Origin of the sequence: Gilliamella sp. ESL0232 (genome assembly GCF_013346885.1) — a bacterium.
Lineage (GTDB): Bacteria > Pseudomonadota > Gammaproteobacteria > Enterobacterales > Orbaceae > Gilliamella > Gilliamella bombi.
On record NZ_JAAEDW010000003.1, the window covers coordinates 13,525 to 40,189 of the forward strand.

General features: G+C 33.9%; 25 protein-coding genes and 1 pseudogene. 12 read left to right on the forward strand and 14 right to left on the reverse strand.

Annotation, left to right across the window (positions count from 1 at the left end):
* The first annotated feature begins 166 nt into the window (after positions 1–166).
* From mltA to asmA, 3 genes are all read left to right on the forward strand, one after another.
* Positions 167–1,258: a murein transglycosylase A gene (gene mltA, locus GYW75_RS04450; protein ID WP_174798592.1), complete on the forward strand. Its 1,092-nt coding sequence runs from the start codon at positions 167–169 to the stop codon at positions 1,256–1,258.
* Between the two features lie 70 nt (positions 1,259–1,328).
* Positions 1,329–1,910 carry a dCTP deaminase gene (gene dcd / locus GYW75_RS04455; RefSeq protein ID WP_034909736.1) on the forward strand — a complete coding sequence of 194 codons (582 nt, stop codon included), beginning with the start codon at positions 1,329–1,331 and terminating at the stop codon, positions 1,908–1,910.
* A gap of 32 nt (positions 1,911–1,942) precedes the next feature.
* Positions 1,943–3,823, forward strand: a complete 1,881-nt coding sequence (gene asmA, locus GYW75_RS04460) for an outer membrane assembly protein AsmA (protein ID WP_174798593.1) — start codon at positions 1,943–1,945, stop codon at positions 3,821–3,823.
* A gap of 63 nt (positions 3,824–3,886) precedes the next feature.
* On the opposite strand, the gene hslU is transcribed toward asmA, so the two are convergent.
* The 10 genes from hslU to sucC all read right to left on the reverse strand — a co-directional run bounded on the left by hslU (position 3,887) and on the right by sucC (position 13,740).
* Positions 3,887–5,212 (reverse strand): HslU--HslV peptidase ATPase subunit, encoded by a 1,326-nt coding sequence (gene hslU / locus GYW75_RS04465; protein ID WP_174798594.1) that lies wholly within the window; start codon positions 5,210–5,212, stop codon positions 3,887–3,889.
* A gap of 23 nt (positions 5,213–5,235) precedes the next feature.
* Positions 5,236–5,763, reverse strand: coding sequence for an ATP-dependent protease subunit HslV (gene hslV, locus GYW75_RS04470; protein WP_025316169.1), 528 nt, complete (start codon positions 5,761–5,763; stop codon positions 5,236–5,238).
* 150 nt (positions 5,764–5,913) lie between these two features.
* A complete protein-coding gene (tolA, locus tag GYW75_RS04475) occupies positions 5,914–7,038 on the reverse strand; it encodes a cell envelope integrity protein TolA (RefSeq protein WP_342366960.1) in 1,125 nt (374 codons plus the stop codon).
* Between the two features lie 12 nt (positions 7,039–7,050).
* Entirely contained in the window at positions 7,051–7,476 is a 426-nt protein-coding gene (gene tolR, locus GYW75_RS04480; RefSeq protein ID WP_065574447.1) for a colicin uptake protein TolR, read from the reverse strand.
* Between the two features lie 2 nt (positions 7,477–7,478).
* Positions 7,479–8,159 carry a protein TolQ gene (gene tolQ / locus GYW75_RS04485; protein ID WP_034909742.1) on the reverse strand — a complete coding sequence of 227 codons (681 nt, stop codon included), beginning with the start codon at positions 8,157–8,159 and terminating at the stop codon, positions 7,479–7,481.
* A complete protein-coding gene (gene ybgC / locus GYW75_RS04490; protein ID WP_141671007.1) occupies positions 8,160–8,555 on the reverse strand; it encodes a tol-pal system-associated acyl-CoA thioesterase in 396 nt (131 codons plus the stop codon).
* Between the two features lie 290 nt (positions 8,556–8,845).
* Entirely contained in the window at positions 8,846–9,982 is a 1,137-nt protein-coding gene (gene cydB, locus GYW75_RS04495) for a cytochrome d ubiquinol oxidase subunit II (RefSeq protein ID WP_034909746.1), read from the reverse strand.
* Between the two features lie 12 nt (positions 9,983–9,994).
* A complete protein-coding gene (locus GYW75_RS04500; RefSeq protein ID WP_174798596.1) occupies positions 9,995–11,572 on the reverse strand; it encodes a cytochrome ubiquinol oxidase subunit I in 1,578 nt (525 codons plus the stop codon).
* A gap of 98 nt (positions 11,573–11,670) precedes the next feature.
* Complete coding sequence (gene sucD / locus GYW75_RS04505) at positions 11,671–12,543, reverse strand: succinate--CoA ligase subunit alpha (RefSeq protein WP_174798597.1); 873 nt, start codon at positions 12,541–12,543, stop codon at positions 11,671–11,673.
* A gap of 24 nt (positions 12,544–12,567) precedes the next feature.
* A complete protein-coding gene (gene sucC / locus GYW75_RS04510) occupies positions 12,568–13,740 on the reverse strand; it encodes an ADP-forming succinate--CoA ligase subunit beta (RefSeq protein ID WP_174798598.1) in 1,173 nt (390 codons plus the stop codon).
* A gap of 178 nt (positions 13,741–13,918) precedes the next feature.
* Between sucC and fldA the strand changes: the two genes are divergently transcribed.
* From fldA to cls, 5 genes are all read left to right on the forward strand, one after another.
* Entirely contained in the window at positions 13,919–14,431 is a 513-nt protein-coding gene (gene fldA, locus GYW75_RS04515; RefSeq protein ID WP_034909753.1) for a flavodoxin FldA, read from the forward strand.
* A gap of 79 nt (positions 14,432–14,510) precedes the next feature.
* Positions 14,511–14,969, forward strand: a complete 459-nt coding sequence (gene fur / locus GYW75_RS04520; RefSeq protein WP_034909755.1) for a ferric iron uptake transcriptional regulator — start codon at positions 14,511–14,513, stop codon at positions 14,967–14,969.
* A gap of 66 nt (positions 14,970–15,035) precedes the next feature.
* Positions 15,036–15,578 carry an inner membrane-spanning protein YciB gene (locus GYW75_RS04525; RefSeq protein ID WP_174798599.1) on the forward strand — a complete coding sequence of 181 codons (543 nt, stop codon included), beginning with the start codon at positions 15,036–15,038 and terminating at the stop codon, positions 15,576–15,578.
* A gap of 24 nt (positions 15,579–15,602) precedes the next feature.
* Positions 15,603–16,058 carry an acyl-CoA thioester hydrolase YciA gene (gene yciA / locus GYW75_RS04530; RefSeq protein WP_174798600.1) on the forward strand — a complete coding sequence of 152 codons (456 nt, stop codon included), beginning with the start codon at positions 15,603–15,605 and terminating at the stop codon, positions 16,056–16,058.
* Between the two features lie 6 nt (positions 16,059–16,064).
* Positions 16,065–17,528: a cardiolipin synthase gene (gene cls / locus GYW75_RS04535; protein WP_174798601.1), complete on the forward strand. Its 1,464-nt coding sequence runs from the start codon at positions 16,065–16,067 to the stop codon at positions 17,526–17,528.
* A 38-nt stretch (positions 17,529–17,566) separates the two neighbouring features.
* On the opposite strand, the gene cpdA is transcribed toward cls, so the two are convergent.
* Both cpdA and nudF read right to left on the reverse strand, forming a co-directional pair.
* The gene (cpdA, locus tag GYW75_RS04540) at positions 17,567–18,397 is read right to left on the reverse strand and encodes a 3',5'-cyclic-AMP phosphodiesterase (protein ID WP_174798602.1); all 831 of its coding nucleotides are present in this window, start codon (positions 18,395–18,397) and stop codon (positions 17,567–17,569) included.
* A gap of 166 nt (positions 18,398–18,563) precedes the next feature.
* Positions 18,564–19,193 (reverse strand): ADP-ribose diphosphatase, encoded by a 630-nt coding sequence (nudF, locus tag GYW75_RS04545; RefSeq protein WP_034909763.1) that lies wholly within the window; start codon positions 19,191–19,193, stop codon positions 18,564–18,566.
* Between the two features lie 139 nt (positions 19,194–19,332).
* Here nudF and tolC point away from each other — a divergent pair, with 139 nt between their 5' ends.
* Positions 19,333–20,676, forward strand: a complete 1,344-nt coding sequence (gene tolC, locus GYW75_RS04550; protein ID WP_174798603.1) for an outer membrane channel protein TolC — start codon at positions 19,333–19,335, stop codon at positions 20,674–20,676.
* Between the two features lie 150 nt (positions 20,677–20,826).
* On the opposite strand, the gene GYW75_RS04555 is transcribed toward tolC, so the two are convergent.
* The gene (locus GYW75_RS04555) at positions 20,827–21,360 is read right to left on the reverse strand and encodes a substrate binding domain-containing protein (protein ID WP_342366961.1); all 534 of its coding nucleotides are present in this window, start codon (positions 21,358–21,360) and stop codon (positions 20,827–20,829) included.
* Here GYW75_RS04555 and GYW75_RS04560 point away from each other — a divergent pair.
* Positions 21,354–21,977, forward strand: a pseudogene (locus GYW75_RS04560) (SDR family NAD(P)-dependent oxidoreductase); the annotation flags it as partial. The gene GYW75_RS04555 and the pseudogene GYW75_RS04560 overlap by 7 nt on opposite strands.
* Before the next feature lie 452 nt (positions 21,978–22,429).
* Here the strand turns inward: GYW75_RS04560 and metG are convergent.
* Positions 22,430–24,457, reverse strand: coding sequence for a methionine--tRNA ligase (gene metG / locus GYW75_RS04565; RefSeq protein ID WP_174798605.1), 2,028 nt, complete (start codon positions 24,455–24,457; stop codon positions 22,430–22,432).
* 250 nt (positions 24,458–24,707) lie between these two features.
* Here metG and apbC point away from each other — a divergent pair, with 250 nt between their 5' ends.
* Both apbC and tpx read left to right on the forward strand, forming a co-directional pair.
* On the forward strand, positions 24,708–25,781 hold the full coding sequence (gene apbC / locus GYW75_RS04570; protein WP_174798606.1) for an iron-sulfur cluster carrier protein ApbC: 1,074 nt from the start codon (positions 24,708–24,710) through the stop codon (positions 25,779–25,781).
* 294 nt (positions 25,782–26,075) lie between these two features.
* Positions 26,076–26,588, forward strand: coding sequence for a thiol peroxidase (gene tpx, locus GYW75_RS04575; protein ID WP_174798607.1), 513 nt, complete (start codon positions 26,076–26,078; stop codon positions 26,586–26,588).
* Positions 26,589–26,665: the final 77 nt, after the last annotated feature.

Below are 26,665 nucleotides of genomic sequence, written 5' to 3' on the forward strand. Positions count from 1 at the left end.
TCGACTTACTAAGAGTCTAGGACTATAAAGTCTATAGAATAAAATCGCAAGTTGAATTGTTATGAAAACTTTTTATGGATTCATAATAATTATCTGTAGTTTCTTATAATAGAATTGTGTAGCATAACTAGCCATATTGCTTAACTTATTATAATTATTTTCCAAGATGAAAAAAAAAGATCGTTATTATTATTTTTATTTTTTAAGTATTTTACTTGTTTTATCTATTTTTATTGGTAGCCAATACTATTCAAATAAACCAACTAATCAAGGTCAACAATATAAAGATGGGAAATTATCTTTACCACTTAACATTAATCAGCCTCAATTAAATATTCCTGTCAACATATCAGACTACATTATTCAAATAGCTAAAATTAAATCGTCATCGCCTTCTTTATATAAAAAAAATGAACATATTTATAAAGCAATAAATGAGTGGATTAGCCGTTCTTTAATGGTTGATGAATTTTACAAGGTGGGACTTAACAGTTACGAAATGGTTGGACAAGATGGGTATGGCAATGTACATTTAACAGGCTACTACACTCCGATAATCAAAGCAAGGCATCAACCAACAGCAGAATTTAAATACCCTATTTATAAGATGCCTGTTGTTAGTGATGAAGAACAACTACCAAATCGTGAACAAATTTATAATGGAGCTCTTTCTGATAGAGATCTTGAAATTGCATACAGTAATTCCTTAATGGATAACTTTATTATGGAAGTACAAGGTAGTGCCTATATTGATTTTGAAGATGGTTCACCTTTAGTCTTCTTCAGCTATGGAGGTAAAAATAATTATGGCTATTCTAGTATAGGAAGATTATTAGTAGAACAAGGCGAAATAGAAAAAGAAAAAATTTCTATACAATCAATTAAAGATTGGGCAAAAAACAAACCAGAAAATCAAATTAAAGCTTTACTAATTCAAAACCGTTCATTTGTTTTTTTTAATCCACAATATAATGCTGAAGTTACGGGTGCGGCTGAAATACCTTTGGTTGCAAATGCATCAGTCGCATCGGATAAATCAGTCATTCCTTTAGGATCTGTAGTATTAGTTGATGTGCCGCTTCTTGAAGACGATGGGCAATATCGAGGCAGACGAGAAACTCGACTTATGGTTGCACTTGATGTTGGTGGTGCTATAAAAGGTCAACATTTTGACCTTTATCTAGGAATAGGAGATAAAGCAGGAAAATTAGCCGGATACTATAACCATTATGGACGCGCATGGGTACTACAGCCTTAAACTACTAACGTCGACGCCATCAAAAGAACCTGTTAGAATAAAGTAATACAAGCTGAATTAAGGATAACTCATGAGATTATGTGACAGAGATATCGAAGCATATTTAAAAAATGGTAAATTAAAAATAACACCGCAGCCTGCAGCAAGCTGTATTAATGGTGCGACTGTTGATGTTAGATTAGGTAATCAATTTCGTACTTTTCGAGAACATACTACACCTTATATAGATTTAAGTGGTCCAAAAGAAGAAGTATCTGCAGTCTTGGAACGAGTGATGAGTGAAGAAATAGTATTACCTGAAGGTGACGCCTTTTACTTACATCCTGGTGAGTTAGCATTAGCTGTAACTTTAGAATCAGTCACTATTCCTGACGATTTAGTTGGCTGGTTAGATGGCCGTTCATCACTTGCTAGATTAGGTCTAATGGTTCACGTTACAGCTCATCGTATCGACCCCGGCTGGCAAGGACAAATTGTATTAGAATTTTATAATTCAGGAAAAATTCCATTAGCACTTAGGCCTGGAATGACAATCGGCGCGCTCAGTTTTGAAACGCTAACTGGTCCTGCTACAAGACCATACAATCGGAGGTTAGATGCAAAATATAAAGACCAGTATGGTGCTGTTGCCAGTCGTATTGATAAAGACTGAATAATCGATAACCATAACGAAGGAACATTAATATGATCAAAAAAATATTGGTTATTCTATTTGCCTTAATTCTAGTCATAACAATTAGTGTTGTTTCATTGATTGTTTTTGTTGATCCCAACAACTTTCGTGGGTTTATTTCTGATACAGTTAAAGATAAAACAGGATATGAATTATCCATCGATGGAAATTTACGTTGGCATATATGGCCGCAAGTGAGTATTTTAACTGATTCAATTAAGCTAACTGATGCAGGAGCTTCAAAACCCCTTCTAACTGCAGATAATATGAGATTAGACGTTGAGTTACTACCTCTATTCTCCAAAAAATTATCTGTCAAAAATGTTTTTATAAAATCAGCAGTTATCAGTATCACAAATGAAAGTAAAGGTAATATTGCAAAAAATGGTACAAAAACATCATCTAATACAACCACGAATAAACCAACTGATTCTAAAGATCAAAAAATTTCATCTAATTGGAAATTTAGCTTAAATAAATTTGAAGTTAGTGATAGTACTGTGACATTACAACATAATAATGATTTAATTAACTTTAGAAATATTAATCTAGTGTTAGAACAAAATAGTGAAAAAAATATTTCCATCGATTTAAAAGGTAATATAGATAAAAATCAACAAGATTTATCTTATTTGATACATGCATATGTCGATTTAAATCAATTTCCAGAACAAGCGTTAATCGATTTAAAGAAATTAGATTTCATTTATAAAGGTGTAGACAATTCAACAAAAGAGCTAAAAGGTAACATTAGCGGTGTATTTAACTACCAACATCCACAAATGTTACTTAAAAGCCAAAATTTAACTTTTTCAATTAATGAAAATCATTTTACTGCCACAATAAATGCTGATTTAGCAAATAAACCATATATAAATTTGCAGTTAAATTCAGATAAAATCGATCTCACTTCGTTCTTGAAAACAAGTCAAAATTCAAATAAAGAAGCAAATCCTCAACAAACTTCACCAGTGGTGTCGAATGTCACAAAAACCAATAATGAATTAAACTTTCTGAATAATTTTAATGCTAAAGCTAAATTAAATATTAAACAGATTAATGCTAACAAAGTAACATTAAATAATATTGACATTGATATGACCAATGAGGAAGGTATTGCAATATTTAAAAAGATTAACTTTGATATTGCTAATGGCCATATAGCTGCAACTGGTTTAGCAAATGGTAAACAAAAAAGTACACTAATGAAGCTTAATACCAAAATATCAAATGTTGATTTAAATACATTTTTTAATCAATTAAATATAGCACATGATTTAGAGGGTTTATTTAACGCTACTGGAGATTTAGAAAGCAACAGCTTATCTGGTTCAAAAATCTTAGCCAACTTGCAAGGAAATTTGAATATAGTAGTGACTAATGCAAGGCTAAATAATTTAAATATTCAAAGAATCATCCAAAATATAGCAACTCAATATTCAAAGGACATCATGACTCCTGAAAATCAAAAAAAATATACTGAATTCCATAAAATTTCAGCTATTGGTAACTTAAGGCAAGGTAATTTGCAATTGTCGACATTAAATGCCAATTCTGAAACTCTTGATGTCATTGATGGCTCAGGGCGAGTTGGTTTTTTAAAACAAGATTTGGATGTTAATTTGAATTTAAAAATATTAGGTGGCTGGAACGGTAAAAGTGAAACAATTAGTAAACTGCAAAAGTTAACAATACCACTACGTATTTATGGGCAATTTGCTAATCTTCATTATCAAATAGATATGAGTAAATTAATTACCGATGCACTAAGCGATAAATTACAAGACCGTTTAGACAAACTCCGCGAAAAATTAAAAACTCATGACTCTAAAGATAATTCAAAATCTAAATCAAAAGCTGCAGATATCTTAGGCGAGCTAATAAGAAAGTAACAAGAAAAAAGGTGAAGTTGAGCAAATTCATCTTCACCTTTTTATGTTAAGAAGTTAAACTTTTTATAAAATAAACTTACTTAGATCTTCATCTGCAACAAGCTTATCTAAATGATCGCTTACATATTTAGCATCAATAGTTACAGTTTCTCCACCGAGTTCACTAGCTTCGAATGAAACATCTTCCATCAAGCGTTCCAAAACAGTATGCAACCTGCGGGCACCAATATTTTCATTTTGCTCATTTACTTGCCATGCTGATTCCGCAATTTTACGAATACCATCCGAGGTAAAATCGATGTTAACTCCTTCAGTTGCCATTAGAGCTTTATACTGAACAGTAAGTGAAGCATTTGGTTCGGTTAAAATACGTTCAAAATCTTCACTTGTTAGAGCTTGTAATTCAACCCTAATTGGTAATCTGCCTTGTAATTCAGGAATTAAATCAGATGGATTTGCTGTTTGGAAAGCACCTGATGCAATGAACAAAATATGATCCGTTTTAACAGATCCATGTTTAGTCGACACTGTACAACCTTCAACCAATGGTAAAAGATCTCGTTGTACTCCCTCACGTGAAACATCTGGGCCTGAAGAATTACCACGTTTACAAACTTTATCTATTTCATCAATAAAAACAATTCCATTTTGTTCTACTGCTTCAATCGCCTCATGTTTAAGATCATCAGGATTAACCAATTTAGCAGCTTCTTCTTCAATGAGTTGTTTGAGCGCATCTTTAATCTTCATTTTACGTGGTTTTGTTTTTTGTCCACCTAAATTTTGAAACATTGACTGTAATTGATTGGTCATCTCTTCCATACCTGGAGGAGCCATAATTTCAACACCAATATTAACACCAGCTAATTCGATTTCTATCTCTTTGTCATCAAGTGAACCTTCACGTAATTTTTTGCGGAAAGCTTGTCTTGCTGTTGTATTATTATCTTCAACTTGTCCCCACCCATCTTTAGCTGGTGGTACAAGTACATCCAAAATGCGCTCTTCAGCTAATTCTTCCGCTCGATTACGATTGCGTTCAATCGCCTCTTGACGGATCATTTTTACTGCAGAATCAGTTAAATCCCGAATAATTGAATCAACTTCTTTCCCCACATAACCAACTTCGGTAAACTTAGTTGCTTCTACTTTAATAAACGGTGCATGCGCTAATTTGGCTAGACGTCTTGCAATTTCAGTTTTACCAACACCTGTTGGCCCAATCATAAGTATATTTTTTGGTGTAACTTCATGACGTAATGTTTCATCTAGTTGCATACGGCGCCAACGATTACGTAACGCAATTGCAACAGAACGTTTTGCTTTTTCTTGCCCAATAATATGTTGATTTAGTTCGCTTACAATTTCACGAGGAGTCATTTCAGACATAGTTAAATTTCTCTTAAATCAGATTAATAATTAAGTTCTTCAATTGTTTGGAAATTATTGGTATAAACACAAATGTCTCCAGCAATCGATAATGATTTTTGCACAATATCATGTGCAGAAAGTGAGGTATTATCTAGTAGTGCTCGTGCCGCTGCTTGCGCATAAGGGCCTCCAGAACCAATAGCAATTAAGTCATCTTCTGGTTGAATGACATCACCAGTACCTGTAATAATCAATGATGCACTTTCATCAGCAACAGCAAGTAGTGCCTCTAGCTTACGTAGCATTCTATCTGTTCGCCAGTCTTTAGCTAGTTCGACAGCTGCTTTAGTTAAATGTCCTTGATGCATCTCTAGTTTTCTTTCAAACAGTTCAAATAGTGTAAAAGCATCTGCTGTACCGCCAGCAAAACCTGCAATCACTTTGTTATTATATAAACGACGAACTTTACGAGCATTTCCCTTCATAATAATACGCTCGCCGAGCGTAACTTGCCCATCGCCACCTATAACCACTTGACCCTCACGACGGACACTGACAATTGTCGTCATATTCTGCTCCTTCTTTCACTTAAGTAACTTTATTCGGAATGAATAGACTATATATTGGGATGATTAATATAATTTCAACATTTTAATTTGAAGATATTGTTAATTTATTTTAAAAAAAATTTCTGGAAATATAGCGTTTGTGAATAAAAACTATTTTGGTTGAAAGTCAATTGTCATTATTTTTACTTGATTATAAAATGTGCTCGCAGGTTTTGGAATAATAGCTTGTTTAGTTGCTGAAAGGGCTTCTCGACATAATGCATCATCACCACCTTTTGCACTTACATCAAGCAATAAACCATCGGGTGCAATTTGAATTTCTAATACACAATTTCGGCCACTATATAATTTATTAGGATTAATAAACTTATTACTAATCGCATTTTGAACTAATGATTTGTATTTATTTAGCTCACCATCAGAAACACCTTTACGACTAGCAGCACCACCTGATGGATTAGATGTGCCTGATGTTAACCCGTTTAGTAAATTATCAAGTTCTTTATCTTTTTTAGCTTGTGCAGCTCGCTTAGCTTTATCGGCAGCAGCTTTTTCAGTGGCTTGCTTTTTTGCTTGCTCTTCTTTCTCTTTAGCTAACTCAGCTTGTTTTTGTTCATTTTCAATTCTCTGCTTTTCTATAATTTCCTGTTCGGCTTTAGCTTTAGCTTCTTGTTCAGCTTTTTGTTTAATTAACTCTTCTTGTTTACGTTGATTTTCCTCACGTTGCTTTTCTAATAGCTCTCGCTCAGCTTTTAATTTAGCTTCTTGCTCAGCTTTTTGTTTAGCCAATTCCGCTTGCTGTTGTTCTAAACGCTGCTTTTCAGCTTGTCTTTGCTGCTCTTCTAACTGTTCTTTAGCTTTACGTTCATCTTCTTCTTTTTGCCTTGCTACCCGTGCCGCCTGTGCAGCCTCTGCCTCTTTCTTTTGTAGTTCTTCTACTTTTAAGCGCTCTCTTTCTAACTCTTTAAGTCGTTGCTGTTGAGCCAGTTGCTGTTCTTGTAAAGCTTGAGCCTGCTCTTCTATTTGTTGCTGCCTTTGTTGCTCAGCCCGTTTTTGGCTAATCTGTGTTTTTAGTTGTCTTTGGTATTGTTCATCCATTACAGAAGGATCAACCATAATAGCATCAATAGAATTGCCGTTAAAGCTACCATAATTAACATCATTACTATACATAACTCGGTAACCTAAAATAATAATTAAAATCATATGTAGTATAATAGATATTACAATAGCTATACTTAATTTTGAATTTGACTTATGAGACATTGCTGACATCTTTTATAATATTTAAATTGGTTGAGTCATTAATCCTACAGACTTAACACCTGCTGATTGTAATAAATTCAACGCTTTTATAATTTCTTCATAGGGAACATCTTTAGCTCCACCAACTAAAAACACAGCCTTTTCATTAAGCAACATCTGTTGCTTAACTTCTGCAACAATTTTTTCTTGTGGTAAATTAGCTTGACGGTCCTGCTCAATAATTAGAGCATAAACTCCAACGCCTGACACTTCAATAATGATTGGTTTAGTTTCTGATGGCGAAATCGTCTTAGATTCCGATGCTTCAGGTAGATCAACTTCAACACTTTGACTAATAATTGGTGCCGTTGCCATAAAAATAAGCACTAATACTAATAGTACATCAAGTAAAGGTACTATATTGATCTCAGATTTAGTCGAATAACGAGAACGTCTGCTTCTACTCATAATTATTTCCTAACAGCAACTGCTTGGCGTTGTAAAATTGCAGAAAATTCATCAATAAAGTTAAGATAGCTTTGTTCAATTCGACTCACACTCAATGATAAACGATTATAAGCAAGTACGGCAGGAATAGCAGCAAATAGACCAATTGCGGTTGCAATTAATGCTTCAGCAATCCCTGGCGCAACCATCTGTAACGTTGCCTGTTTAACTGCACCTAAAGAAATAAATGCATGCATAATTCCCCAAACAGTACCAAACAAACCAATATATGGACTAATAGAACCTACTGTACCTAGAAAAGGAATGTGTAATTCAAGGATATCAAGTTCACGATTCATAGCTAAACGCATAGAACGCAATGCTCCATCTAAAGCAGATTCTGCCATATTTGGATTAATTTGATAAAGCCGTGAAAACTCCTTAAAACCTGAATAAAAAATATGCTCTGTACCACTAATTTCTTCTTTATAAAATTTCGCTTTATCAAATAAAATATTTAAATCATCAGCAGCCCAAAAACTATTATCAAATTCCTCAACTTGTTTTTTAGCTTTTCCTAAAATCTTACTCCGTTGAAATATAATAGCCCATGATATAACAGAAAAAGTAAGTAGCAATAACATAACACATTGTACTAACAAACCCGCTTGCAAAAATAGATTAATAATGTTCAGATTTTCCACTTATATAAACTCCAAAACTAATAACTTAGGAAGCCCGCATGGCTTCATCTTAGCGATATCTACACAGGCAATAAGCACATCTGCTGTGCTGATAACTCGTTCATTTTGATTAACAATAGTCTGTTTGAAAATAATAGATGCTTTGCGAGTTTGATCCACCTTAGTACTAATAGTAAGCATATCATCTAAACGAGCAGGAAAATGGTAGCTAATATCCATTTTTTTAACAACAAACGCAATATTTTCTTGTAATAAGGTCTGTTGGCTAATTCCTAGTTGTCTTAAAATTTCAGTCCTTGCTCTTTCAAAAAATGCTAGATATCTAGCATGATAAACTACACCGCCTGCATCTGTGTCTTCATAATAAACTCTTGCATTCCAATTGAATTGTTTCATATCCAAATCACACTAATCAAATTTGGTGTTATTATATCTGAATATAAACTTCGCTGCACTATGATATAAAAAACAGCAAATGAAAACAATTATCATTTTCTTTTATTGCTAATATTTTACTTACTATTAAAAAGGTGACTATTTGTCACCTTTTTATTAATTTATACTTGATATTATTTGTTATTAGTTTCTTTTTCGCTACCTCTTTCGACTAACAAACCTGTAACAGCCGATAGCATACATGCAGCAATAATTCCTATAAACCACAAAATGTAATACATAATAGTTCCTTAATAAAGAGAATGTTTATTATTTTCAATATGATTTTTATCTAGTCTACCAAACATTTTGATATATGACCAAATGGTGTATATAAGGACAATAGGTAAAAATATAAGAACCACAATAAACATAATATTAAGTGTTAATTGGCTTGATGATGCATCCCATATTGTTAAACTTGCATTTGGCATAATGCTTGAAGGCATAATAAATGGAAAAGTTGCAATACCATAGGTAAATAAAACACAGGCAATTGTTAATACTGATGAAATAAATACTAATGCATTTTTGTTTAGACTAGAAAAAAGAATAGTAAGCAGTGGTAACACCATACCTAAAACAGGGACTATCCATAAAACTGGATAATTCAGATAGTTATCTAACCATGATGCATCAGTAGAAACTGTTTTAGTCAATGGATTAGATGCTGCATTATAATCAATTACACTGGTAACTTCATAACCATGAATGCCAAATGCAACCCAAACCCCAGCCAAAACAAATGCAATTAACATTACTAAGCTGGCAATTTGTGTAGCCTTTCTGGCTCTTAAATAAAGTTCCCCTGATGTTTTCATTTGTAACCAAGCACCACCATGAGCAACAAATAACATTAAGCTAACAACGCCAGTCAACAATGCAAAAGGATTAAGCAAACCAAAGAAGTTACCATCATAAAATACACGATAAGAGTTATCAAATCGGAAAGGAACACCTTCTAATAAGTTACCAAAAGCAACACCAAAAACTAATGCTGGCACAAAGCTACCTGCAAAAATACCAGCATCCCATAAATTACGCCATTTTGAATTTTCTAGTTTACTGCGATAATCAAAACCAATTGGTCTAAAAAATAGCGCACAAAGAACTAAAATCATTGCAATATAAAAACCAGAAAACGACGCAGCGTATACCATTGGCCAAGCAGCAAATATTCCTGCACCAGCAGTAATTAACCATACTTGGTTACCATCCCAATGAGGAGCAATTGCATTAATCATAATGCGACGTTCTGTATCAGTCTTACCAATAAACGGTAATAAAATACCAACGCCCATATCAAAACCATCCGTTACAACAAAACCGATTAAAACAACACTAATCAGCACCCACCAGATGACGCGTACAATCTCGTAATCAATCATTGTGTATACTCCCTATGTCCTATCTGTTACCGGTTGTGTTTTTTCATAATGATAATTGCCTGTGCCTAAAGAACTTGGCCCTAAGCGAGCAAATTTAAACATTAAGAATAATTCAGCAATTAAGAATAGTGTATAAAGTCCACAAATAAGAACCATAGTGAATAACACTTCACCTGCTGTTAATGAAGAATTTGCTACTCCAGTCGGTAAGATGTCTTGAATTGCCCAAGGTTGGCGTCCATACTCGGCAACAAACCAACCTGACTCACATGCCAGCCAAGGGAACGGTAAAAAAAGAATTAATATGCGGTGTAACCAACGCTTTTCACCAATTTTATTTTTATAAGTAGTCCATAAAGCAAACCCTGTACCCAAAATCATTAATACACCAAGGCCGACCATAACTCTGAAAGCCCAAAATAGTGGCCAAACTGTAGGAATTGAGTCTTCTACCGCAGCCTTTATATGTTCTTCAGTAGCCTGAGGTATAGCCAAATTATCACGATCAGTAAAACGTTTGACTAAATAACCATAACCTAAATCAGATTTATTATCTTCAAAAGCTTTCAGTACATTAGGGTCTTGATTACCCTGATGGATCTTCTCCAAATTACTATAGGCTAATATCCCATTGCGAATTCTTTTTTCATTATTTGCTAAAATATCTTTTAATCCTGTTACTTGAGTATCAAGTGAACGAGTGGTCATTATTCCCATAACATATGGGATCTCTATTGCAAACAAGTTTTCTTTATTGCTTTGTGATGGAAAAGCAATAACATTAAATGATGCTGGTGCAGGTTGAGTTTCCCATTCTGCTTCAATTGCTGCAAGTTTAGCTGGCTGAACAGTTGTCATCTCATGACCTGCTTCATCACCCATAATCGCCACAACGATTGACATAATAAATCCAAATGTGGCTGCAACAGCGAAAGATCGTTTGGCAAAGGCAACATCACGTTTTTTTAACAAATAGTAAGAGCTAATACTTAAAATAAAAATAGCACCTGTTAAATAACCTGCTGCAACAGTATGAACAAATTTATATTGGGCAACTGTATTAGTAATTAACTCATAGAAATTAGCCATTTCCATGCGTGAATTAATAGGGTTAAATTCAGAACCTATTGGGAATTGCATCCAACCATTAGCAACTAAAATCCAAAGAGCTGAAAGGTTAGAACCAAATGCGACACACCAAGTCACCATTAAATGTTTACCACGGCTTAATCTATCCCAGCCAAAGAAAAACAAACCTACCATGGTTGATTCTAAAAAGAATGCCATTAAACCTTCAATAGCTAACGGTGCACCAAAAATATCTCCCACATAATGCGAATAATAAGACCAGTTAGTACCAAATTGAAATTCCATGGTTAAACCTGTTGCGACACCTACTGCAAAGTTGATACCAAACAGTTTACCCCAGAATTTTGTCATATCTTTCCAGACTTGCTTACCACTAACAACGTATACCGTTTCCATAATTGCTAGCATAAACGCTAATCCTAGCGTTAATGGAACAAAAATAAAATGATACATTGCAGTAAGAGCAAACTGGAGCCGTGAAAGTTCTACTATATCTAGCATAAACGCTCCCTAATCCTTAAATGCTCACAAATTTCTACGTTATTGCCAAGCATTATACACCGATAATCACAGAATAAAATTGATATACATCAAAAAATTTATATTTTGAGTTGTTTTTTTACTGCATCACCTATATCGGTAAGGCTTGTTACAACTGTAATACCTGCAGATTGCAATGCTTTAGATTTTTCTACCGCTGTTCCTTTCTTTCCTGAAATAATTGCACCTGCATGCCCCATACGTTTTCCTGATGGAGCTGAAACACCAGCAATATAAGCTATAACAGGTTTAGTCACATGTTTTTTAACATATTCAGCTGCTTCTTCTTCAGCACTACCACCGATTTCACCTATCATTACAATAACTTCAGTTTTAGGATCTTGCTCAAGCAATGCTAAAATAGAAATAAAATCACTACCAGGTATAGGGTCACCTCCTATACCTATACATACGGATTGCCCTAAACCAATATCCGTTGTTTGTTTAACCGCTTCATAAGTTAACGTTCCAGAACGCGAAACAATGCCAACCTTTCCAGCACGATGAATATGTCCAGGCATAATACCAATTTTACATTCATCAGGAACAATAATACCAGGGCAATTTGGTCCAATCATTACGACATCATTTTGTTGTAACTTTGCCTTAACAACAAGCATATCTAGAGTTGGAATACCTTCAGTAATACAGACTATTAGCTTAATGCCTGCATCAATCGCTTCCAAAATAGAATCCTTACCAAATGCTGCTGGTACATAAATAACACTAGCTGTTGCACCAGTTGCAACAACCGCTTCTTTAACAGTATTAAAAACAGGTAAACCTAAATGGGTTGTTCCACCTTTACCTGGCGTCACACCACCAACTAACTTAGTACCATAGGCAAGCGCTTGTTCAGAATGAAAAGTTCCCTGACTACCAGTAAATCCTTGACAGATAACTTTTGTTTCTTTATTAACTAAAATTGACATAATAACTATTCTCCATGCGTCCTATTATTTGGCAACAGCAACAATTTTTTGGGCCGCATCTAGTAAACTTTCGGCAGTAGTAACATTTAATTTACTTTTAGCTAAAATTTCTCGAGCAAGCTGTGCATTGTTACCTTCAAGGCGAACAACAACAGGAACAGTAAGACCTATTTCTTTAATTGCACTGATAATTCCATCGGCGATTAAATCGCAACGAACAATACCACCAAAAATATTAACCAAAATCGCTTTCACGTTTTTGTCAGATAATATTAACTTAAATGCTTCAGCAACACGCTCTTTCGTTGTGCCACCCCCAACGTCCAAAAAGTTAGCAGGCGAACCACCATGTAGTTTAATAATATCCATAGTTGCCATCGCAAGACCTGCACCATTAACCATACAACCAATATTGCCATTTAAAGATACATAGCTAATACCTTGTTTTGCGGCAATTGACTCACGTTCATCTTCTTGAGTTGTGTCCCTTAAAATATTTAAATTAGGATGTCTAAAAATGGCATTATCATCTAACACAACTTTTGCGTCCAAACAAATTAGTTCATCGGAATCAGTAATCACTAATGGATTAACTTCAGCTAATGAAACATCATTTTCTAAAAATAGTTTTGCAAAATTAACAAATAACTTTGTAAATTGATTAATTAATTTACCTGTTAATCCCAATTTGAACGCAAGTTCACGCCCTTGGTAAGCACAGGGACCAGTTAACGGATCAAGTGAAGTTTTATAAATTAAATATGGTGTTTTTTCAGCAACGCTTTCAATATCAACACCACCTTCTGTCGAAGCCATAATTACTACACGCTTGGAACTACGATCAACCACTGCTCCTAAATAAAGTTCTTTCTGAATATTAGACGCTTTTTCAATTAAAATCTTATTAACTGGTTGACCTTTATCGGTGGTTTGATAAGTAACTAGATTTTGCCCTAACCATTTTTCAGCAAATTGCATTATTTCACTATAGTTTTGAGTACAAATAACACCACCAGCTTTACCCCTTCCCCCTGCATGAACTTGACATTTAGCAACCCAAGCTCCTAAATTTGTCCCTGAAGATAATTCAGCTAATGTATCTTGTATTTCACCGATTGAGTTACAAACATACCCTTCAGGTACAGGCAAATTATATTGTTTAAAAAGATATTTAGATTGATACTCATGCAAATTCATAATGAAATTCCACAGCCTAATTTAATATAAAAAATAGGCAATAATTTTAATGCAAGATAAATAAATTGTATAGCACATAATAACTTATGTTCTGTGTAATTTAGAATTATTGCTGATAATAAGTGACAATGATATACTCCTAAAATATTTTAATATCATAGATAGTAAAGGTACAAATATGAAACAAGTTGGTATTTTTTTTGGTAGTGATACAGGTAATACAGAAAATGTAGCAAAGCAAATCCAACTCATTTTAGGTAGTGACAAAGCTGATCTTTTCGACATTGCAAAAGCCACTAAAGAAAACATTGAACAATACGATTACCTATTTTTCGGTATTCCAACTTGGTACTATGGTGAATCTCAAGCTGACTGGGATGACTTTTTTCCCAATTTAGAAAAAATTGATTTTAGTGGTAAAACAGTGGCTATCTTTGGTTGTGGCGATCAAGAAGACTATGCAGAATATTTCTGTGATGCTATGGGAACACTCCGCGATATTATTGAACCTAAAGGAGCAAAAATTGTTGGACACTGGTCAACCGAAGGTTATAGTTTCGAAGCATCTAAAAGCTTAATTGATGACACTCATTTCATTGGTTTAGCCATTGATGAAGATCGTCAACCAGAATTAACTGAAGAACGTATTAACAATTGGGTAAATCAAGTCAAAACAGAAATGAAAATTTAGTCTATTGAATTGATTTCTTTTATTTACCGTACATAGTTCCTATAATGAATTATGATCAATAAATTAATTGGGAAGTAATATGACAAATCATGATAATGATAATAACGAAGCACTCAAAAGTGCTGGTTTAAAGGTTACGTTACCACGATTAAAGATTTTAGAATTATTACGAGATCCTTCATGCCAACACATTACTGTAGAAGATCTTTACAAAAAACTACTTAATATGGGGGAAGAAATTGGACTTGCAACAGTTTACCGTGTTTTGAATCAATTTGATGATGCTGGAATTGTTACTCGTCATAACTTTGAGGGTGGTAAGGCAGTATTTGAACTAGCAACACAACAACATCATAATCATTTAATTTGTTTAGATTGTGGCGAAGTATTTGAGTTTCGTGATGATATTATCAATGCTAGACAAAAAGAGATTGCTGAACAATATGGTGTTAATTTAACTTTTCACAGTTTATATCTATATGGCCATTGCCAGTCGGGTGATTGCAAAGCCCATCCCGAACTTCATCACAAAAAATAAGCCTATTCCAATAGGCTTTTTATTTAAAATATATCAATTCATCTTTAGTGCTAGGACAATAATTGAATGAAACAACTTTTAAATTTTATTCCTCTTGTATTCTTTTTTGTATTTCTAACCAAGTATGATATTTTTGTTGGCGTTCAAGCATTAATGATTGCTGCTACCTTGTGTTTTCTTCTTGTTCTAATTTTATATAGAAAATTAGATAAAGTAGAGCTAATTTCTTATCTGATGGTTATGGTTTTTGGTGGATTCACACTTTATATGCGTGATCCTAATATCATTAAATGGAAAGTAACTATTATTAATTTCTTATTTGCCTCAGCCCTATTAGTTAGCCAATTTTTTTTCAAAAAAAACCTACTTCAAACAATGTTAGGTAAAGAAATACAACTAGAGACCAACATATGGAATAAATTAAATTTATTATGGATCTTCTTTTTTATATTATGTGGCACCATTAGTTTAGGTGCGACCTATTACATGACAGATGATTTCTTTTGGATATTTAAAGTATTTATTTTACCTAGTGCATCCTTACTATTATCGTTGATATCAGGTATCTATATCTATAAAAATATGAATAAAGATACAGAAAATAAATAAATTGTACATACGGAGTATTTTAGCATGACACAAAATATAGCCCCTAAAGGTCAATTGGTACTTAGAACGCTAGCGATGCCGGCTGACACTAATCCGCATGGACACATTTTTGGTGGATGGATAATGTCTCAAATGGATCTTGCCGGTGGTATTTTATCAAAAGAAATAGCCAGAAATCGGGTTGTAACCGTTAATGCTAGTAGTATTACATTTTACAAGCCCGCAATGGTAGGGGATGTTGTTTGTTGTTATGCTCATTGCATCAAAACTGGAAAAACCTCTATCACAATTGGTATTGAAGTTTGGGTTAAAAAAGTCATAGATACATCGGATTCAACACAACGGTTTTGCATAACAGATGCCGTATTCACATATGTTTCAGTAGATAAACATAATAATCCAAAACCATTACCTGAAGTATTTCAAAATTATGATTGTACTAAAGCTCCAATAACCAAGTTAAACCTAACTGATAGCTAATTAAATATGCAATTTACCTCATTTCATGCATTAATTAGTACTTTGATCTTCCTTATTTATTGGTTGATCATTGTTTCAACAACTTTACGGATTGTCTTTAAGCGAAGACCGACAACTTATGTTATTGCATGGATGCTGGTTATTTATATTTTACCGCTTGTCGGTGTGATTCTTTATTTTTCACTGGGCGAAGCTCACTTGGGTCAGCAACGAGTTAAACGCGCACAAAAAATGCGCCCGACTATTTCCAAGTTTATTAACCAACTAAGTGACTTTCCTGACATATTCACCAACAAAGTTAGCCTAGTCAGCAAACCGATTTTTCAACTTTGTAAACATCAAACTGGTCTTGATGGAATTAATGGCAATCATATTGAGTTACTGAGTGAAACAAACATAATTTTTGACCGTTTAATTGATGATATAAATCATGCGACATCAAATATTGAAATGGTATTTTATATATGGAATGAAGGTGGTCGTGCTGATGATGTCGAGCAAGCTCTTATTCAAGCAACTAAACGAGGTGTAACTTGCCGATTAATGGTTGATTCTGCTGGTAGCAGACATTTTATTAAAAGTAATGCTAGTAAAAGAATGCGTACTGCAGGCATCATCATTGTCGAAGCCTTACAAGTAAATTTACTTCGATTTATGTTTAGGCGGTTAGATTTACGTCAACACCGCAAAGTAGCTATTATCGATAACTATATATCTTATACTGGTAGTATGAATATTGTCGATCCGAATTTCTTCAAACAAAATAAACATGTTGGCAAATGGGTTGATATCATGGTCAGAATGAATGGTCCTGTTACAACCCTTATGGGTGCTCTCTATGCCAGTGATTGGGAGCTAGAGACCGGAAAATATTTAGTACTACCAAAAATTACTGATTTCGCTGAACCACCTGAAGATAATAAACACATTATGCAATTAATTGCATCGGGTCCGGGTTATATGGAAAACATGATCCACCAAGTATTATTAACAGCAATTTATTCGGCACAAGAACAAATTATTTTCACTACACCTTATTTAGTACCAAGTGATGATATTTTACATGCTGTATGCACAGCCGCACAGCGAGGTGTTGAAGTCATCATCATCATTCCTAAAAATAATGACTCATTAATGGTAAAATGGGCAAGTCGAGCATTCTTTTCTGAATTATTAAACGGCGGAGTAAAACTCTATCAATTCAATGATAATTTGCTACATACCAAAAGTGTTTTAATTGACAATCAATTAAGTCTTGTCGGTACTGTCAATTTAGATATGCGCAGTTTGTGGCTTAATTTTGAAATTACAACTGTGATTGATGATGCAGAGTTCGCTAAATCTTTATCAAATCTTTTACAAAAATATTTATCTAATTCAGATGAAATAAACACCAAAGAGTGGAATCAACGCCCTATTTGGCAACGCATTGTCGAGCGGCTTTTTTACTTTTTCGCACCTTTGTTGTAATTATTAACCTATTTTAAACTTATTTTGATTACTAACTACTAATAACCATTTTGAGAAACATCAGGCAAAAACTGATTATCCTTTAATCGATAAACATCACTATCAATAGAACCATCAATCTTAAGTGTGATTTCCCGCCAACCTGGTGCATCGTCGCTTGATAATTGAAAATCGTAACATTCAGGTTTAAATTGAAAACAAGTGGAAGGAGTTGAAAATGCCTTACAATTATGCCAAACATAATCTTGTTTTTGATGAATGTGTCCCCACCCAATTCCTTTTACATTGGGATGTTTTTGAATAATTTTCTCTAACTGGTCACTATTTTTTAAAATATGATGATCTAACCAATAGCAACCAGAATTAACTGGATGGTGGTGTAAAAAAACTAATGCATTTCTATTAGGATGTTCAGTTAAAACATTATGTAAAAACTTAAGTTCAGATCCAGACAAAAAACCGTAAGCCTGACCAACAACTTGGCTATTCAATAAAATAATTAGCCATTTATCTCCCAAAAAAACTACCTTATTATCAACAAGTTGATAATTTGCAAACACATCTTGCATATACGAATAATTATCATGATTGCCAGCTAGCCACACACAAGGAGTATCAAATTTAATTATTTGTTCCGCAAAACGAGCATAAGCTTTTTTAGAACCATCTTGTACAAAGTCACCAGTTGCTACAATTAAATCAAACTTATTATTACTACGTTCAACTTCATTTATAACCGCTAGAAAACTTGCATTAGAATTAACACCAAGCAATGAAGCATTGTCATCAGCGAAAAGATGAGTATCAGTTATATGTAATATTTTACCGTAATTTTTATTACATATTGGAAGTTTTAGAAATGACTCCAAAATTCACCCCAATTGTCTATTAATCTATAATCATGGTTAATAATGTCAACAACACAATAGACATTGTGACTGAAAAAACAATTTATTATAAATCCTAGCATTCTATTAAAGTGTAAAATAGTTCTCACATTTATGAAAGAAATAATTAAAAATGATGCCTAAAAAGTTATTTCCACTCTTTTCTTAAGAGCTCATGATTAAGTTCTAGCCACTGAAGCGCAATAATTGATGCAGCATTGTTAATCACTCCATCTTTAACCCATTGATAAGCTTGAGTTCGACTTACTACATGAACTTTAATATCTTCATTTTCTTCGTCAAGACCATGAATGCCTTCAGCGGTTGATGAGTCAACTTCACCCACCAAAATGTGCAATTGTTCAGTTAAACCTCCAGGAGATGCTAAATAACTGATGATGGGTTTACATCGACCAATAACAACTCCCGCCTCCTCCATTGCTTCACGTCTTGCTACTTCTTCAAATGATTCATTCTCATGATCCATCATACCTGCAATAAGTTCTAGTATCCAAGGACTATCTTGGGTTTCAATCGCAGCAATCCGGATTTGCTCAATTAGCACAACTTCATCACGTTTTACATCATATGCTAAAAGTACAACCGCATGCCCACGTTCTAAAATTTCACGAGTTACAATCTCACTAATTGAACCATCAAATTTTCGATATTGAAAACGATATTCAAGCAAAGAAAAAAAACCTTTATACAAGATTCGTTTTGTTAAATTAAACACATCATTTTTGTCAAAATTTACCAAACTGTCTTTAATTTTCATAAAAGCTCCCGAATTTAAACTGAATTTGAATAAAAAGTGCGAATGACACACAAACTATACTTACTATATACTAATTATCTGTTAAAATTACTCTATTAAAAATACTACTATATTTTAATGATTTTTAAAGAGAAGATTGATGAAAAAAACCTTAACCTTTTTAATTGGCTTAGCGTTAAGCCAATCTGTCTTTGCTGAAAATTTGATACAAGTTTATGAACAAGCAAAAGAAACTAACCCAGATCTACGCAGTTCATTAGCTGAAAAAAATAAAGCATACGCAGCAATTTCAGGTTCTCGTGCAAGTTTACTACCACAAGTTGGTTTAAGTGCTTCCTATGGTGTTACTCATGGTCGACGTGATACAAGTGGTGTAAAATCTAAAAGCGGCAACTTATACCAAGTCGCAGTATCTCAAAGCATTTTTAATTTCTCAAATTGGAAAGCCTTAGATATTACTAAAAAACAAGCAAGTATTGCTGATATTGCCTATCAATACCAAGGTCAAACATTAATCTTAAATACTTCTGTCGCTTATTTTAATGTATTAAAAGCACTTGATGCATTAAGCTTTATTGATGCACAGAAAAAAGCAATTGGCCGTCAGTTAGAACAAACTCGTCAACAACATCAAGTTGGTTTAGTAGCAATTACTGATGTACAAAACGCTCAAGCCAATTATGACTTAACTGTTGCACAACAAGTTAATGCATTAAATGATCTAAATAATGCCATTGAAGCACTGCGCCAAGTAAGTGGTCGTTTTTATTCAAGTTTAGCAAGTGTCAATACCAATACATTTAAAACAGAATCACCAGCACAAATCAGCGCACTGTTAAAACAATCTGAAAAATCTAATCTTAATTTATTAACAATGAGGTTAAATCAAGACATAGCGCGTGAACAAATCAAACTCTCACAGGCGGGACATTTACCTACAGCAAGTTTAGATGCATCAACTAATTTGAATAAAACTGATAGATACGGTAATAGCGTAGGGACTGGCGCTCATGGTAAATCTTATTCAGGGAATAACTATGTTGGCGTCAGTGTAAACCTACCTATCTTTTCAGGTGGTGCAACAATGTCTAAAGTTGAGCAAGCACAACAAAATTACGTGAGTTTTAGCGAAAAATTAGAAAGTACCAATCGAGGTGTAATTAATCAAGTTCGCTCATCATACAATAATATTTCATCATCAATAAGTGCCATCAAAGCTTATCAACAAGCGGTAGTTTCTGCACAAAGTTCATTAGAAGCAACCAATTCTGGTTATCAAGTAGGAACAAGAACAATTGTCGACGTATTAACTGCAACAACTCAACTATACAGTTCTAAACGAAATTTATCAGATGCAAAATATAACTATTTAACCAGTTTACTACAATTAAAATATGCAGTAGGAACCTTAACTGCCAACGATTTAGTTTATTTAAACAATATGTTAGGTAAAGAAGTGAGCACTTTAGTGACGATAAAATAACTATTGGTTCTTTTATGACAACTGTTAAAAAAGGCGAGCAAATCGCCTTTTTTATTATGTATAAAAAACACACCTATTACGATATTGCATTCAACACAAATTCAATAAATGTTTTTAGTTTTGGTGGTTGCTGACGATCAGCAGCATAAATCATATTAAGCGGCTTGGCAGGTGGTAAAAATTTTTGTATTTTTTCTGCTTAATTGGTTCTTGTAACATAGATTCTGGCAACATGGTGATACCTAGTCCTTCAATCGCAGCTATCGCTAACGCTGAAGTCTGATTACTTTGAAATGTCCCTGATATAGGAATATTAACTATTTGACCATTAATCATAAACGTCCAAACATGATCTTTTTTATTCTGATTCACATATTGGTAAATCAAGCATTGATGCTTTTTCAAATCATCAGGTATTAATGGAGCACCATATTGCGCTAAATAATCTGGTGAGGCAGCAAAAATAAGTTGATGAGGATTAAGTTTACGAGCAATAAGCCCTGAATCACTCAAATCACCAATCCGAAAAGCGATATCAAAACCGTCCTTAATTAAATCGACATAACGATCACTTAATTGTATATCGACACTAATTTGGGGATAACACTTCATAAAACTACTAATTAATGGCACTAAAGTAAAATTCCTGGATTCAAACATGAAGTGCAAAAATTGCCCCAGCATTAGACGTAATTATAAAACTTTGTGATTTATCACAACCAACCAACGCTTATTCCCTTTTTAATGATTTAGACAGCTATTTTATTGAAACATGGATTAATAATGCCGGTTTTGGTCATTACGGCAGTGTTAGTGATCAAGATTTAGTAAAAATAGAATCAATGCTTCATTTAAATATTGAAACCCTAACGATTTTTTCAACACTGTATGTACGTAAATATCAAAATGAACCCGAAACACAACTAATAAACATCTCCTCCCGAGGCGGGTATACTCTCGTTCCTAATGCGGTAACTTATTGCGCAACAAAATTCTATGTCAATGCTTTTACCGAAGGGCTAGCACAAGAATTAAAGCAAGCTAACGCCCAATTAACCGCAAAGGTGTTAGCTCCGGCCGCGACAAAAACAGAATTTGGTGAAAAAGCCAATAATGTCAGTAACTACAATTATGATGCAAGTTTTACCAAGTACCATACAGCAAAGCAAATGGCCGATTTTTTACTGGCTTTATACGATAGCAACAAAGTTATTGGTGAGATTAATACAAAAGATTTCTCTTTTTCACTAAAAGACAGCATATTTCCTTATTCAGGAAATCCGTCAGAAAATCAAAAGTAAGAAAATAATGAATTTACAAGTAATGTTAAACCAAACAGTAAAATATGAATTTTAATAAAATTGAGCTTTGGCAATCGTTATTTTGATTGCCAATTTCAGGATAAAAAGAAAAATATAGCATATTGATTTAAAGTGAAATTTTATTTACTTCGATCAAAAAATGGTGTTTAAATGAAATTGGGCGCCAGATATGGAATAGGTTTCTAAGTGTAAACGGAAAGGCTTTTATAGGCTTTTTAAAAAGTTTAAGCAACCAACCATCAGTACCCTCAAACGACATAAATTCAAAATTGGAATGGCAACATATTTATAATAAAAAAACAGCCCCAAAAAACAAAAGCTACAATTATTTATCAAATAAGCAAATTTTATACTGAAACGCATAGTTTCCTGAAACATCTTAACAAGCGTATTAACTTGTTAAGATGTGACTTCTATAATAAAGGTATCAATTACGAAATTCGCATTCCTGGTTTAGCACCACTATCTGGTGATAGTAGGTACACACCTTCATCATCACCTTTACCACTCGCACAAAGCACCATACCTTCAGAAACACCAAAGCGCATTTTACGAGGAGCTAAGTTAGCAATCATAATAGTTAAACGCCCAATTAACACCTCTGGGTCAGGATAAAACTGCTTGATACCTGAAAACACATTACGGGTTTCGTCACCAATATCAAGTGTTAATTGAAGTAATTTATCGGATCCTTCGACAAAGCAAGCATGTTTAATTAAAGCAATGCGCATATCGACTTTAGCAAAATCATCAAAATTAATCGTGTCAGCGATAGGCTCTGCAACTTTAGGTTTTGCCGGTTGGGCTAATGCAGCTTGTTGTTTTGTTTCTTCAATCATGTTTGTAATTTTATCCATATCAATACGATTAAATAAGGCTTTAAACTGATTAATTTTATGACTTGTTAAAGCATTATCAATTTCATTCCATTCTAATTTGCTATTTAAAAATGCTTCTGTACGTTCAGCCAATGAAGGCACAATTGGTTTTAAATAGGTCATTAAGATGCGGAATAAGTGAATACCCATTGAGCAAATATCTTGCAATGTTTGATCTTGCCCTTCTTGTTTAGCAACCACCCATGGCGCTTTTTCATCAATATAACGATTAGCTTCGTCAGCAAGTGCCATAATTTCACGAATTGCCTTGCCGGATTCGCGTTGTTCAAAGTAGTCAGCAATCACTTCTGCTTTTTCAACAAACAAGGAATACAGTTCAGGCTCTGCCACTTTATCTGATAATTTGCCGTCAAAGCGTTTATAAATAAAACCAGCCGAACGCGAAGCAATATTAACGACCTTGTTGACTAAATCACTGTTTACACGTTGAACAAAGTCTTCTAAATTTAAGTCAATATCATCGATATGTGATGATAGTTTAGCGGCATAATAATAACGCAAACAGTCAGGATCTAAATGTTTTAGATAGGTACTTGCTTGAATAAAAGTACCGCGTGATTTAGACATTTTTGCACCGTCAACCGTGACATATCCATGAACAAAAATATTCGATGGCTTGCGATATTCACTACCATCTAACATAGCAGGCCAAAATAAGCTATGGAAATAAACAATATCTTTACCAATAAAATGGTAAAGTTCTGTATTTGAATTTTTGTCCCAAAACTCATCAAAAATTGGTTTATTTTGTTTATTACAGTAATTTAAGAAAGATCCCATATAACCGATTGGTGCATCTAACCAAACGTAAAAATACTTACCAGGCGCATCGGGGATCTCAAATCCAAAATAAGGTGCATCACGGCTAATATCCCACGGTTGTAGGCCTGATTCGAACCATTCTTGCATTTTATTAGCAACTTGATCTTGTAATGTTCCTGAGCGAATCCACTCTTGTAACATAGTTGAAAAAGCAGGTAGATCAAAAAAGAAATGTTCAGACTCTTTTAAAATCGGCGTAGCGCCCGAAACCACAGACTTAGGTTCAATTAAATCAATAGGATTATAAGTAGCACTACACACTTCACAGTTATCACCATACTGATCAGGCGCTTTACAGCGTGGACAAGTACCTTTTACAAAACGGTCAGGTAAAAACATCTGTTTTTCAGGATCGAATAGCTGTGAAATAACTTTAGTTTTAATATAACCATTCGCTTTCAAACGTTTATAAATTTGCTCTGATATCTCACGATTTTCTGGGCTATGTGTTGAATGGTAATTATCATAACTAATATTAAAGCCAGAAAAATCACGTTGATGTTCGGTTTTAACTTCACTAATCATTTGCTCTGGAGTAATCCCCAATTGCTGAGCCTTGAGCATAATTGGCGTGCCATGGGCATCATCAGCACAAATAAAATAGATCTCATTACCACGCATACGTTGATAGCGTACCCATACATCAGCTTGAATGTGTTCTAGCATATGACCTAAGTGAATTGCACCATTGGCATAAGGAAGTGCACAAGTCACCAATATTTTGCGTTGAGTTGTCATGTTGATTTATTACCCTTTTTTACATAATGGCAGAAATAGTACATCAATCGTGGGATTATCGCTAGATTTATGCCATAATTTGATAAAATTTATATACTCAATTCATATTTCAAACAGAAAATAATCATTTTTATGAGGGTAAACCAATTTACTGTTTACCGCCTTATTATTTAAGGTATTTTACGCTTTTAATACAAGGTAATTGGAAATGAAACGAGTATAAATACTGAGGCATAAAGAGATAACCATAATGAACACTGAAGTAAAAAAAATTCTTGAAAATTTTATTCATTCAACTCTACAAAAAAATTTACTTGAACTCGGGGCAATAAAAAAATGCGAAATAGTTAATCACCACTTAACTATAAATTTAACAATGCCTTTCGCTTGGCAATCTACTTTTGAAGAATTGAAAAAAATAACCACTCCAAAATTACTTAAACTTAACAGCGTTAATGAAGTTGACTGGCATATTGAATATAAAATTGCTACTTTAAAACGTGCTAATAACCAAAATGCCATTAATAATATAAAAAACATTATCGCAATAAGCTCAGGAAAAGGCGGTGTGGGTAAATCATCAACAGCGGTCAATCTTGCGCTAGCTTTACAAAAACAAGGCGCTAAAGTGGGGATCTTAGATGCAGATATTTATGGTCCCTCGATCCCAACCATGCTAGGTACAGAAAACCAGCAACCCTTAACACCCGATAATAAACATATGACACCAATCATGGCATATGGGCTTGCTAGTAATTCCATTGGTTATTTAGTTGATCCTAATGGTGCCATGGTATGGCGTGGACCTATGGCAAGTAAAGCACTATTACAGATTTTACAAGATACGCTTTGGCCAGAACTCGACTATCTTGTCATTGATATGCCTCCAGGCACAGGGGATATCCAATTAACCCTAGCGCAAAACATTCCAGTTACTGCTGCTGTGATTATCACAACTCCTCAAGATATTGCTTTAATCGATGCAAAAAAAGGTATTACCATGTTTAATAAAGTAAACATACCAACACTAGGAATTATTGAAAACATGAGTTACCACATTTGCGAACATTGTGGACATCATGAGGCCATCTTTGGTGAAGGTGGTGCAAAACATTTAGCTGAGCAATATCAAACCAAATTGCTAGGGCAAATTCCACTTCAAAAAATGTTACGCCAAGATCTTGATACAGGAAAGCCCACTGTCATTAACCACCCTGATAGCGAATTTAGCCAACTTTATTATCAAATTGCAGGCAGTATTGCTAGTGAGTTATATTGGCAAGGTGAAGCGATTTTGCCTGATATTGCTTTTAAGACATTGTAACTTAAAAATCCAACTATTGGCTGTAAAAACAGCCAATACTAATTACATATCATTTCTATTAATTCGATAACTACTCAAATTTATTCATCATTTTGAACAATAACATTATTAACAATAATAGAAATCGGCTAATTCATCACTTAAAACAAATTCAAGTATTGTTCAGAAGTTGTTTTAGTTCTATATTGGAACAGTTCTAAATCTATTTATCCCTAACAAGTGCAACAACTCCAATTCATTGGAAGACATTACACTGTCAACAACGTGATTCGTCACAACACTAAGGAAAATGTTATGCAAAAAAGAGTTAATGAAATCACCATGCGCGGAGCACCTATTACTTTGTTAGGCACACAAATTAAAGTTGGCGACACAGCGCCCAATTTTATCGTGCAAGATTTAAAAATGAAGCCCATTAAATTGTCCGATTTTAAAGGTAAAATCAGAATTATTAATTCGGTTCCATCCATTGATACCTCAGTATGTAGTGCTCAAGTGCATCGCTTTAACGTCGAAGCGGCAAAATTAAAAGACACAGTGATATTTTCAATTAGCGTCGATTTACCTTTTGCCTTAAATCGCTACTGTGCTGCTGAAGGTATTGATGCCGTTAAAGTCACCTCAGATCATAAAGAACTCAACTTTGGTTTAAAATATGGAGTTGTTATTGAAGAGTTGCGATTACTTTCTCGATCTGTATTTGTCATTGATAAAAACGACAAAATTGTTTATGTGGAATATGTCAAAGAAACCTCTTCTGAACCTGATTATGACAAAGTCCTAGCTGCAGTTAAAGCACTAGAATAAATCGCTATAATGAAACATCGCCCTCAAATACTAATATTGGTGGCGATTAAGTTTAAGATTTATTCTTAGCAACTATT

Coding starts and splice junctions, on each gene's coding strand:
- tolR (WP_065574447.1), bottom strand. CDS start 7,476: ATGAGTAGAAGCAGACGTTCTCGTTATTCGACTAAATCTGAGATCAAT.
- cls (WP_174798601.1), top strand. CDS start 16,065: ATGCAATTTACCTCATTTCATGCATTAATTAGTACTTTGATCTTCCTT.
- tpx (WP_174798607.1), top strand. CDS start 26,076: ATGCAAAAAAGAGTTAATGAAATCACCATGCGCGGAGCACCTATTACT.
- metG (WP_174798605.1), bottom strand. CDS start 24,457: ATGACAACTCAACGCAAAATATTGGTGACTTGTGCACTTCCTTATGCC.
- fur (WP_034909755.1), top strand. CDS start 14,511: ATGACAAATCATGATAATGATAATAACGAAGCACTCAAAAGTGCTGGT.
- dcd (WP_034909736.1), top strand. CDS start 1,329: ATGAGATTATGTGACAGAGATATCGAAGCATATTTAAAAAATGGTAAA.
- hslV (WP_025316169.1), bottom strand. CDS start 5,763: ATGACGACAATTGTCAGTGTCCGTCGTGAGGGTCAAGTGGTTATAGGT.
- cydB (WP_034909746.1), bottom strand. CDS start 9,982: ATGATTGATTACGAGATTGTACGCGTCATCTGGTGGGTGCTGATTAGT.
- tolC (WP_174798603.1), top strand. CDS start 19,333: ATGAAAAAAACCTTAACCTTTTTAATTGGCTTAGCGTTAAGCCAATCT.
- sucC (WP_174798598.1), bottom strand. CDS start 13,740: ATGAATTTGCATGAGTATCAATCTAAATATCTTTTTAAACAATATAAT.
- tolA (WP_342366960.1), bottom strand. CDS start 7,038: ATGTCAGCAATGTCTCATAAGTCAAATTCAAAATTAAGTATAGCTATT.
- asmA (WP_174798593.1), top strand. CDS start 1,943: ATGATCAAAAAAATATTGGTTATTCTATTTGCCTTAATTCTAGTCATA.
- GYW75_RS04500 (WP_174798596.1), bottom strand. CDS start 11,572: ATGCTAGATATAGTAGAACTTTCACGGCTCCAGTTTGCTCTTACTGCA.
- fldA (WP_034909753.1), top strand. CDS start 13,919: ATGAAACAAGTTGGTATTTTTTTTGGTAGTGATACAGGTAATACAGAA.
- GYW75_RS04525 (WP_174798599.1), top strand. CDS start 15,036: ATGAAACAACTTTTAAATTTTATTCCTCTTGTATTCTTTTTTGTATTT.
- hslU (WP_174798594.1), bottom strand. CDS start 5,212: ATGTCTGAAATGACTCCTCGTGAAATTGTAAGCGAACTAAATCAACAT.
- nudF (WP_034909763.1), bottom strand. CDS start 19,193: ATGAAAATTAAAGACAGTTTGGTAAATTTTGACAAAAATGATGTGTTT.
- ybgC (WP_141671007.1), bottom strand. CDS start 8,555: ATGAAACAATTCAATTGGAATGCAAGAGTTTATTATGAAGACACAGAT.
- yciA (WP_174798600.1), top strand. CDS start 15,603: ATGACACAAAATATAGCCCCTAAAGGTCAATTGGTACTTAGAACGCTA.
- mltA (WP_174798592.1), top strand. CDS start 167: ATGAAAAAAAAAGATCGTTATTATTATTTTTATTTTTTAAGTATTTTA.
- GYW75_RS04555 (WP_342366961.1), bottom strand. CDS start 21,360: ATGCTGGGGCAATTTTTGCACTTCATGTTTGAATCCAGGAATTTTACT.
- apbC (WP_174798606.1), top strand. CDS start 24,708: ATGAACACTGAAGTAAAAAAAATTCTTGAAAATTTTATTCATTCAACT.
- sucD (WP_174798597.1), bottom strand. CDS start 12,543: ATGTCAATTTTAGTTAATAAAGAAACAAAAGTTATCTGTCAAGGATTT.